The sequence below is a fragment of the Microbacterium sp. EB106-03-03-XG65 genome (assembly GCF_058791955.1).
Map to the genome: position 1 here is coordinate 2,350,993 of NZ_JBYTEB010000001.1, position 9,359 is coordinate 2,360,351.

At 68.8% G+C, this 9,359-nt stretch carries 10 protein-coding genes; 4 read left to right on the plus strand and 6 right to left on the minus strand.

Going from position 1 to position 9,359, the window contains the following annotated elements:
* Positions 1-41 precede the first annotated feature (41 nt).
* The gene (pdxT, locus tag AC3WS6_RS11090; protein ID WP_492501070.1) at positions 42-647 is read right to left on the minus strand and encodes a pyridoxal 5'-phosphate synthase glutaminase subunit PdxT; all 606 of its coding nucleotides are present in this window, start codon (positions 645-647) and stop codon (positions 42-44) included.
* On the minus strand, positions 637-1,530 hold the full coding sequence (gene pdxS, locus AC3WS6_RS11095) for a pyridoxal 5'-phosphate synthase lyase subunit PdxS (RefSeq protein WP_492501071.1): 894 nt from the start codon (positions 1,528-1,530) through the stop codon (positions 637-639). The genes pdxT and pdxS overlap by 11 nt, the downstream gene beginning before the upstream one ends.
* Positions 1,531-1,643: 113 nt before the next feature.
* Between pdxS and AC3WS6_RS11100 the strand changes: the two genes are divergently transcribed.
* Together AC3WS6_RS11100 and pdxY are read left to right on the plus strand one after the other, a co-directional pair.
* Positions 1,644-2,951 carry an aminotransferase class I/II-fold pyridoxal phosphate-dependent enzyme gene (locus tag AC3WS6_RS11100; RefSeq protein ID WP_492501072.1) on the plus strand — a complete coding sequence of 436 codons (1,308 nt, stop codon included), beginning with the start codon at positions 1,644-1,646 and terminating at the stop codon, positions 2,949-2,951.
* 46 nt (positions 2,952-2,997) lie between these two features.
* Positions 2,998-3,849 (plus strand): pyridoxal kinase PdxY, encoded by an 852-nt coding sequence (pdxY, locus tag AC3WS6_RS11105; RefSeq protein ID WP_492501073.1) that lies wholly within the window; start codon positions 2,998-3,000, stop codon positions 3,847-3,849.
* 153 nt (positions 3,850-4,002) lie between these two features.
* On the opposite strand, the gene AC3WS6_RS11110 is transcribed toward pdxY, so the two are convergent.
* The 3 genes from AC3WS6_RS11110 to AC3WS6_RS11120 form a co-directional block, all read right to left on the minus strand.
* Complete coding sequence (locus AC3WS6_RS11110; RefSeq protein ID WP_492501074.1) at positions 4,003-4,557, minus strand: HIT family protein; 555 nt, start codon at positions 4,555-4,557, stop codon at positions 4,003-4,005.
* Positions 4,554-6,479: a threonine--tRNA ligase gene (gene thrS / locus AC3WS6_RS11115; RefSeq protein ID WP_492501487.1), complete on the minus strand. Its 1,926-nt coding sequence runs from the start codon at positions 6,477-6,479 to the stop codon at positions 4,554-4,556. The genes AC3WS6_RS11110 and thrS overlap by 4 nt, the downstream gene beginning before the upstream one ends.
* Before the next feature lie 121 nt (positions 6,480-6,600).
* The gene (locus AC3WS6_RS11120; RefSeq protein ID WP_492501075.1) at positions 6,601-6,960 is read right to left on the minus strand and encodes a YnfA family protein; all 360 of its coding nucleotides are present in this window, start codon (positions 6,958-6,960) and stop codon (positions 6,601-6,603) included.
* Between the two features lie 77 nt (positions 6,961-7,037).
* Here AC3WS6_RS11120 and AC3WS6_RS11125 point away from each other — a divergent pair, with 77 nt between their 5' ends.
* Complete coding sequence (locus AC3WS6_RS11125) at positions 7,038-7,454, plus strand: DoxX family protein (protein WP_492501076.1); 417 nt, start codon at positions 7,038-7,040, stop codon at positions 7,452-7,454.
* A gap of 56 nt (positions 7,455-7,510) precedes the next feature.
* Positions 7,511-8,857 carry a cryptochrome/photolyase family protein gene (locus AC3WS6_RS11130; RefSeq protein WP_492501077.1) on the plus strand — a complete coding sequence of 449 codons (1,347 nt, stop codon included), beginning with the start codon at positions 7,511-7,513 and terminating at the stop codon, positions 8,855-8,857.
* 10 nt (positions 8,858-8,867) lie between these two features.
* Here AC3WS6_RS11130 and AC3WS6_RS11135 read toward each other — a convergent pair whose 3' ends face one another.
* A complete protein-coding gene (locus AC3WS6_RS11135; protein ID WP_492501078.1) occupies positions 8,868-9,347 on the minus strand; it encodes a hypothetical protein in 480 nt (159 codons plus the stop codon).
* Positions 9,348-9,359 lie beyond the last annotated feature (12 nt).

A 9,359-nucleotide genomic window follows, 5' to 3' on the forward strand; every position in this document is an offset into this window, starting at 1 on the left:
GTTGTCATCACGGTACGCCCGGGCGGGTCGCGCGCGCAGTCTCACGCTGCAGTCGCGTGCGCCACCACATGCGCGAGGAAGCGCTCGTGGAACCGGGTCTCGCCGTCGACCTCGGGGTGGAAGCTCGTGCCCAACAGCCTTCCCTGCTCGACCGCGACGATCGCTCCGTCGGCCAACGCCGCGAGCACGGTGACCTGCTCCCCCGCACGCGCGACGATCGGTGCGCGGATGAACGTCGCGCGCACCGGCGTATCCCCGAGCGCCGGCACGTCGAGATCGGTCTCGAAGGACTCGGTCTGGCGCCCGAACGCGTTGCGCCGCACCGAGATGTCCATGCCGCCGAAGGACTGCTGCCCTGCGATGCCGTCGACGATCTCGTCCGCCAGGAGGATCAGCCCCGCGCAGGTTCCGTAGACGGGAAGGCCCGCCGCGATCGCCGCACGGATCGGCTCCTGCATCCCGAAGATGCGCGACAGCTTGTCGATCACGCTCGACTCGCCGCCGGGGATGACGAGCCCGTCGACGCCCGCGAGCTCCTCCGGGCGGCGCACCAGCGCCACCTCGGCTCCGAGCCCCGCGAGCAGGGCGGCGTGCTCGCGCACGTCGCCCTGCAGCGCGAGGACGCCGACCCGCGGGCTACCAGCCACGCTCGGCCAGGCGGTGCGGCGCGGGGAGATCGGAGACGTTGATGCCGACCATCGCCTCTCCGAGACCGCGGGACACCTCGGCGATGACCTTGGCGTCGTCGAAGAAGGTGGTCGCCTTCACGATCGCCTTGGCGCGCTCCGCCGGGTTGCCCGACTTGAAGATGCCCGACCCCACGAAGACGCCGTCGGCGCCCAGCTGCATCATCATCGCGGCATCCGCCGGCGTCGCGACGCCGCCTGCGACGAACAGCACGACGGGGAGCGTGCCGGTCTCGGCGATCTCGGCGACGAGCTCGTAGGGAGCCTGCAGCTCTTTCGCCGCGACGAACAGCTCGTCCTTGGGAAGTGCCGTGAGCGCGGCGATCTCCCCCCGGATCTTGCGGATGTGCTTCATCGCCTCCGAGACGTCTCCCGTACCCGCCTCGCCCTTGGAGCGGATCATCGCCGCACCCTCGTTGATGCGGCGCAGGGCTTCGCCCAGGTTGGTGGCGCCGCACACGAACGGCACGGTGAAGCCGTACTTGTCGATGTGGTTCACGTAGTCGGCGGGCGAGAGCACCTCGGACTCGTCGATGTAGTCGACGCCGAGCTCCTGCAGAACCTGCGCCTCGACGAAGTGGCCGATACGCGCCTTCGCCATGACCGGGATGGAGACCGCGTCGATGATGCTGTCGATCATGTCGGGGTCGCTCATGCGCGACACACCGCCCTGTGCGCGGATGTCGGCGGGGACCCGCTCGAGTGCCATGACGGCGACGGCCCCGGCGTCTTCCGCGATCCTGGCCTGGTCGGCAGTGACCACGTCCATGATCACGCCGCCCTTGAGCATCTCGGCGAGACCGCGCTTGACGCGCGAGGATCCGGTGGTGGTCTGTTCGGTCATGAGAGCTCCTGTCGGGGAAGCACGATGTGCATGAGTGTGTCGAACGATGTCTCGTTTGATCTAGGCCAAACAGTAGCACTGTCCGGAACGACCTAGAATCGGGGTGAGGAGACATGAACGAGCAGATCACCGGAACGACCGCAGCGGACATCGCCGACAGCGTGCGCGCCCTGCGCGACCGCGGCGTGTTGAGCGCCGGCAGCCCTCTGCCCCCCGTGCGCGAACTCGCCTCGCTGCTCGGCGTCAACCGCAACACGGCCGTCGCCGCCTACCGTCAACTCGCGCAGGCGGGCCTCGTCGTGTCGCGCGGACGCGCCGGCACGATCATCGCCGGACACGAGTCGGTCGCTCAGGAGGGATACGCACCCGACACCGTGCTGCGCGACGTGGGCACAGGGAACCCCGACCCTCGCCTGATCCCCGATCCGTCGCCGGCCCTGGCGACCGTGGCCGGACGTCCCGTGCTCTACGGGGAGCCGGTGATCGACCGGAGTCTCGACGAGTGGGCACGGGAATGGATCGCTCAGGATCTTCGTCACCCCGACTTCGGCATCACGATCACGAGCGGCGCCGTCGACGCCGTCGAAAGGCTGCTCTCCCAGGCGCTGATGCGCGACGATGCCGTCGCACTCGAGGATCCCTGCTTCCTCGCCAGCATCCACACCGTGCGCCTCGGCGGATATCGGGCGGTGCCCGTGCCGGTCGACGATCAGGGGATGACGGTCGACGGTCTTCGCGCGGCCTTGGATGCCGGAGTGCGCGCCGTGATCTGCACCCCGCGCGCTCAGAATCCCACCGGTGCGAGCCTCACGGCCTCGCGCGCAGCCGATCTGCGGGCCGTCCTCGCCGAGCACCCCTACGTGCTGGTCATCGAGGACGACCATTTCTCGATGCTGTCGCAGCGCCCCTACGAATCGCTGATCGGCCCCGACCATCGCCGGTTCGCACTGGTGCGCTCGGTCTCGAAGTTCCTCGGTCCCGACATGTGCCTCGCGATCGCCGCGACAGACGCCACCACGGCAGAGCGCCTCGCGATGCGTCTGAGCCCGGGCACCACATGGGTCAGCCACCTTCTGCAGCGACTCACGCTCACTCAGCTCACCGACGACGCGGTGCTCTCACAGATCGCCGACGCTCGCGCGCACTACGCGGCACGGAACGAGGCCTTCGCGTCGCGTCTGCGCGCACACGGCCTCGACTCCGGTGCGACCGACGGCCTGAGTCTGTGGATCGAACTGCCCACGCCTGCGCGGCTCGTCGCCGAGAAGCTCATGCGCCGCGGCTGGCTGGCCCGCACCGGCGACGACTTCGCCCTCGACGAGCGGGCGGATCCCTCCCACCACCTGCGCCTCACCGTGCACGACCTGACCGACGACGACGCCGCGACGCTCGTCACCGACCTCGTCGCGGCCGTGCGATGACCATCCGCCGCGGGAGCACTCCCGCCCTCACTGAAAGGATCGGGGAATGAAGGTCCTCTCCATCCAGTCCGCCGTCGCGTACGGACATGTCGGAAACTCCGCCGCGGTCTTCCCGCTGCAGCGCATCGGCGTCGAGGTTCTGCCGGTCTACACGGTCAATTTCTCGAACCACACCGGCTACGGCGCCTGGCGCGGCCCGCTCATCTCGCCCGACGACGTGCGTGAGGTCATCACCGGCATCGAGGAGCGCGGTGTGTTCGGCGAGATCGACGCCGTGCTCAGCGGCTACCAGGGCGGCGAGGGCATCGGCGACGTGATCATCGACGCCGTGGCGCGCGTCAAGGCCGCGAACCCCGACGCCGTGTACGCCTGCGACCCCGTCATGGGGAACGCGAAGTCCGGATGCTTCGTCGCCCCGGCGATCCCGATCCTGCTGCGCGAGAAGGTCGTGCCCGCCGCCGACATCATCACCCCGAACCAGTTCGAGCTCGGATTCCTCACCGGCACCGAGCCCGACACTCTGGAGTCGACGCTCGCATCGGTCGATCTCGCGACCGCGATGGGTCCCCGCACGGTTCTCGTCACGAGCGTCGAACGCCCCGACCGCGAAGAGGGCACGATCGAGATGCTCGTGGCCGACCCGACCGGCGCATGGATCGTGCAGACCCCGCGCCTGCCGATGAAGGCGAACGGCTCGGGCGACGTCACCGCCGCGCTGTTCACGGCCCACTACGTGCAGACGCACGATGCGAAGACGGCACTCGAGCGGACGGCGTCGAGTGTCTTCGACCTGCTCTCGCAGACCTTGGAATCGGGTGCCCGCGAGCTGCAGCTCGTCGAGGCGCAGGAGTTCTACGCGAACCCGCGGATGCAGTTCACCGCACGCCAGGTGCGCTGATCCGCCGCGGCGCGTTTCGTCTCGGTCGGCTCCGCCGTCCTCGCTCAACGACCGGGAGAGGTGGCGGCGGCTCCGCCGTCCTCGCTCAACGACCGGGAGAGGTGGCGGCGGCTCCGACGTCCTCGCTCAACGACCGGGACGGGCGGGCCGTCCTCAGTGCCCGGGCGTCGGCCAGGCGTTCGCCACCGCTTCGCGCACTTCGCCGAGGAGCTGAGGCAGGGCCTTGGTCTTGGCGATGATGGGGAAGAAGTTGGCGTCAGACGTCCACCGCGGCACGATGTGCTGGTGCAGGTGGCCATCGACGCCGGCGCCCGCGACCGCCCCCTGATTCATGCCGAGGTTGAATCCGTCGCAGCGCGAGACCTCCCGGAGCACGCGCATGCAGATCTGGGTCAGCGCGCCGATCTCGGCGACCTCTTCCGGCGTCGCCTGGTCGTACGTGCCGATGTGGCGGTAGGGGCACACCAGCAGGTGCCCCGAGTTGTACGGGAAGAGGTTGAGCAGCACGTAGGCGGTCTCGCCGCGCGCGACGATCAGCCGCTCGGCATCCGGGAACTTCGGCGCCTCGCAGAACGGGCACTCCTCGCGCAACGGCTCGGGACCGGCCTGGATGTACGCCATCCGGTGCGGCGTCCAGAGCCGCTGGAACTCGTCGGGGACGCCGGCGAACTCGCCGGCGTCCTCCCACGATTCCGGGGGCGTGGTCACGCCAGGTCCCCTGCTGTCTGCACGAGCGTGTGCGCATCGATCGCGCCACGGATGCGCGCCACGGCGTCGGCGATCGGCACGCCGTTCTCCTGCGTCCCGTCGCGATAGCGGAACGAGACGGTGCCCGCATCGCGGTCCTTCTCCCCCGCGATCAGCAGCAGCGGGACCTTGCCGGTCGTGTGCGTGCGGATCTTCTTCTGCATCCGATCGTCGGACGCATCGAGCTCGGCACGCACGCCCTGGGTGCGCAGCGTGTCGACGATGTCGCCGAGGTAGTCGGCGAACTCGTCGGCGACCGGAATGCCCACGACCTGCACCGGAGACAGCCAGACCGGGAAGTCACCGGCGTAGTGCTCGAGCAGGATCGCGAAGAAGCGCTCGATCGAGCCGAACAGCGCACGGTGGATCATGATCGGACGCTTCTTCTGGCCGTCCTTGTCCATGTACTCGAGCTCGAAGCGCTCGGGCAGGTTCGGATCCACCTGCACGGTCGAGAGCTGCCAGGTGCGGCCGATCGCGTCACGCGTCTTCAGGTCGATCTTCGGTCCGTAGAAGGCCGCCTCACCGGGGACCTCGGTGAGCTTGAGCCCGGATGCCACGGCGACGCGTCGCAGCGCATCGGTCGAGGAGTCCCAGAACTCGTCGGAGCCGATCCACTTGGACTTCTCGTCGTCCTTCATCGACAGCTCGAGCTCGAAGTCGGTCAGACCGAAGTCGCGGAGCATCGAGAGGATGAACTCCAGGACCTTCGCGACCTCGCCCTCGAGCTGGTCGGGGGTGACGAACAGATGCGAGTCGTCCTGCGTGAAGCCGCGCACGCGGGTGAGGCCGTGCAGCGCGCCGGACAGCTCGTTGCGGTAGACCGTACCGTTCTCGGCGAACCGCAGGGGCAGGTCGCGGTAGCTGCGCGCACGCTCCTTGTAGATCAGGATGTGCATCGGGCAGTTCATGGGCTTCAGGTAGTAGTCCTGACCCGGCTTGGTGATGTTGCCCTCGTCGTCGCGCTCCTCGTCCATGACGATCGGCGGGTACATGCCCTCCTTGTACGTGACGAGGTGGTTCGAGGTCAGGAAGAGGTCTTCCTTCGAGATGTGCGGCGTGTACACGTAGGTGTAGCCGCCCTCGATGTGACGTCTGCGGGCGTGCTGCTCCATCTCGCCGCGAACGACGCCGCCGCGGGGGTGCCAGACGGAGAGACCCGAACCGATCTCCTCGGGGAACGAGAACAGGTCGAGCTCCTTGCCGAGTCGGCGGTGGTCGCGCTTGGCGGCCTCCTCGAGACGGTGCTGGTACTCGCGCAGCTCTTCCTTCGACGGCCACGCCGTGCCGTAGATGCGCTGCAGCTGCGGGTTCTTCTCGCTGCCGCGCCAGTAGGCGGCGGCGATGCGGGTGAGATCCCAGCCGTTGCCGATCATGCGCGTGTTGGGAAGGTGCGGCCCGCGGCAGAGGTCCTTCCAGACGACCTCGCCGTCGCGGGTCGTGTTGTCGTAGATCGTCAGCTCGCCCTCGCCGACCTCGACGGAGGCACCCTCTGCCGCCTCCTTGCCGCCTTTGAGGCCGATGAGCTCGAGTTTGAACGGCTCGTCCGCGAGCTCTGCCCGTGCCTCGTCGTCGGTGACGACGCGGCGCACGAAGCGCTGGCCCTCACGGACGATGCGCTGCATCTCCTTGGTGATGGCCTTGATGTCTTCCGGCGTGAACGGGGTCTCGACGCCGAAGTCGTAATAGAAGCCGTCGGTGATGGGCGGGCCGATGCCGAGGTTCGCCTGCGGGTTGATCCGCTGCACCGCCTGCGCGAGCACGTGCGCCGCCGAGTGACGGAGGATGTTGAGTCCGTCGGGGCTGTCGATCGTGACCGGCTCGACCTCGTCGGCATCCGTCACTGTCGCGGCGAGGTCCTTGAGGGTTCCGTTGACGCGCATCGCGACGACTGAACGGTCAGAGAACAGGGCGAAGCCGTCTTTCGGCTGAGCATTTTCAGGCACTGCACACTCCATCTGGGTCTGGATCTAGGCTACTCGCATGCCTGGCGGCTGCCGACCGCTACGACACGCTCTCTGTCGCCGTGTTCGCCGCCGTCGGCGCGAGGATGATGATCGCCGCTCCGCCCAGCGCGATCGCCGATCCGACCCAGTCCCAGACCGTCGGCTTGAAGCCATCGACGATGATGCCCCACGCCAGCGATCCGGCGATGAACACCCCGCCGTATGAGGCCAGCACGCGCCCGAAGTTCGCGTCCGGTTGGAGCGCCGCGATGAACCCGTACGCCCCCAGCGCCATGACGCCGAGCACCGCGAACACCCACCCCCGGTTCTCCTTGACGGCCTGCCAGATGAGCCAGGCGCCGCCGATCTCGGCGACGGCTGCAAGCACGAAGAGGATGCTGATGCGCAGTACGGTCATGCACTCAGTGTGGCAAAGACCGGAATCGACCGGACGTATGACGGGGCGGCGCGCGCGGTCCCCGGTAGCGTGAGCGGATGATCAAAGCACTCGCGCGCGGGATCCTCGCACTCGCACTCGGCGCGATCGGCGTCGTGCATTTCGTGAGCACACGGGGTTTCCGCGTGGTGGTTCCCGACTGGGCCACGCGCGTCACGCGCCTCGACAAGGATGCGATCGTGATCGCTTCGGGAGTCGCAGAGGTCGCCCTCGCGGCGGGGCTGCTCGCCCTGCCGAAGGAGCGGCGACGGATGGGCCTCGCGACGGCCGCCTTCTTCGTAGCGGTGTTCCCCGGCAATGTGCATCAATGGCGTACCCATCGCTCGACCCCGGGACTCGACACGGAGGCACGGCGGTTCGGCAGGCTGTTCCTCCAGCCGCTCCTCGTGCTGTGGGCGCTGTGGGCGACCGCCCCGGAACGACCGCGGAGGGCGCGCGGACGCCGTAGCCGCTGAGTCGCCGCTCCGGCAAGCCCCGCCCGCGGTTCGGCTGACCCGGCCAGAATGGAGCCATGTCCTCTCCTTCGCTCGTGTGGCTCCGTGACGATCTCCGCCTCGCCGACAATCCTGCGCTGAGGGCCGCGATCGACCGCGGAGATCGCGTGCTCGTGCTGTTCGTGCTCGACGAGGAGACCGACGGCATCCGCCCGCTCGGAGGTGCCGCGAAGTGGTGGTTGCATCACTCGCTCGCCTCTCTCGCCGAGCGTCTCCAGGAGGCGGGGGCCGATCTGATCCTCCGCAGGGGGCCGGCCGAGAAGGTCGTGGCGCAGGTGGTCGACGACAGCGGCGCATCCGCGGTGTTCTGGAATCGTCGGTACGGGGGTGCAGAACGCGAGGTCGACGCCGCACTGAAGTCCGGTCTTCGCGAGCGCGGGATCGAGGTCACGTCCTTCGCCGCCTCGCTGCTTCACGAGCCGTGGACGGTGAAGACCGGCGCCGGCACCCACTTCTCGGTGTTCACCCCCTTCTGGCGCGCATGTCTGGCGCTTCCGACGCCGCGCGCGCCCTTGCCGGAGCCCCGGACCATCGAGGGTGCGACGATGCCGCCGTCCGACGACCTCGACGACTGGCAGCTGCTCCCCACCCACCCCGACTGGGCGTCAGGCCTTCGTGAGACCTGGGAGCCCGGCGAACCGGCCGCCCGTGCCCGACTGCGCGAATTCCTGCACGACGATCTCCCGGGCTACGACAGGGCACGCGACGAGCCCTCGGCGGGCGCCACCTCGCTGCTCTCCCCACGCCTGCGATGGGGAGAGGTCAGCCCGTTCACGGTGTGGCACGAAGCCACCGGGGTCGACGGCGCCGCGGGCTTCCTGTCGGAGCTCGGCTGGCGAGAGTTCGCCTGGCACACCGCGTTCCATTTCCCGCGTCTCGCGACAGACAACCTGCGTCGCGAGTTCGATGCCTTCCCGTGGCCTCGCCTGAAGCCGTCGCACCTCGTGGCGTGGCAGAGGGGCGACACCGGCATCCCCCTCGTCGATGCCGGGATGCGAGAACTCTGGCACACGGGATACATGCACAACCGGGTGCGCATGGTCACCGCCTCGTTCCTCGTCAAGAATCTCCTGATCGACTGGCGTCGCGGCGAGGAGTGGTTCTGGGACACCCTGGTCGATGCGGACGGCGCGAACAACCCCTTCAACTGGCAGTGGGTCGCCGGTTCAGGGGCAGACGCAGCCCCGTATTTCCGCGTCTTCAATCCGGAGCTGCAGGCCACGAAGTTCGACCCGCAGCGCGTGTACATCTCGCAGTGGGCCTCGGATGCACCGCAGGAGCCGATCGTCGACCTGCGAGAGACCCGCAAGAACGCCCTCGCCGCCTACGACATGGTGAAGCGGTCATCACGCCCGGCCGACTAGGCCACAGCGCTCAGGCGGCGTAGCGCTCCACCCGCAGTACGCAGTCGAGAGTCTCGTCCTGCACGTCGACAGTAGCCGACCAGTCGGCGCTCGCGCCCGGATCGGTCGGGTCGACGTTCACCTGAGTGAGCGATCGCGTGTCGCCTCCCTCGGTGAGCAACGAGACGTAGATGCGGTACGAGGCGGCCCCCTCGCTCGAGTTCGTGACCGTGCCTGCGACCTCCCAGTGGTCGTCGACGCGCTCGCACTGCGTCACCTCGGCATCAGCGAGGGCGCCCGCCAGTCCCTCACCGGAGCCCGGTGTGTCGACGATGTCGGTGACCCCGGCCTCGGCCGCCTCCGTCGCGGTCGGCGTCGGCGTCGGTTCGGGCGCGGCGTCGGTGCAGCCGGCGAGGAACAGCCCGAGCGCGACGGCGAGGCCTGCCACGGCCATCCCTCTGCTCGCCGTGCGGCGGCCGGCGGTGGTCGGGGTGAGGGTGAGGTTGTGCATCGGAGGGCCTTT

Excerpts from the sequence above, each read along its gene's own strand:
- pdxS (WP_492501071.1), bottom strand. The coding sequence starts at position 1,530 with ATGACCGAACAGACCACCACCGGATCCTCGCGCGTCAAGCGCGGTCTC.
- AC3WS6_RS11135 (WP_492501078.1), bottom strand. The coding sequence starts at position 9,347 with ATGCACAACCTCACCCTCACCCCGACCACCGCCGGCCGCCGCACGGCG.
- thrS (WP_492501487.1), bottom strand. The coding sequence starts at position 6,479 with ATGCGCGTCAACGGAACCCTCAAGGACCTCGCCGCGACAGTGACGGAT.
- AC3WS6_RS11125 (WP_492501076.1), top strand. The coding sequence starts at position 7,038 with ATGATCAAAGCACTCGCGCGCGGGATCCTCGCACTCGCACTCGGCGCG.
- pdxY (WP_492501073.1), top strand. The coding sequence starts at position 2,998 with ATGAAGGTCCTCTCCATCCAGTCCGCCGTCGCGTACGGACATGTCGGA.
- AC3WS6_RS11130 (WP_492501077.1), top strand. The coding sequence starts at position 7,511 with ATGTCCTCTCCTTCGCTCGTGTGGCTCCGTGACGATCTCCGCCTCGCC.
- AC3WS6_RS11100 (WP_492501072.1), top strand. The coding sequence starts at position 1,644 with ATGAACGAGCAGATCACCGGAACGACCGCAGCGGACATCGCCGACAGC.
- AC3WS6_RS11120 (WP_492501075.1), bottom strand. The coding sequence starts at position 6,960 with ATGACCGTACTGCGCATCAGCATCCTCTTCGTGCTTGCAGCCGTCGCC.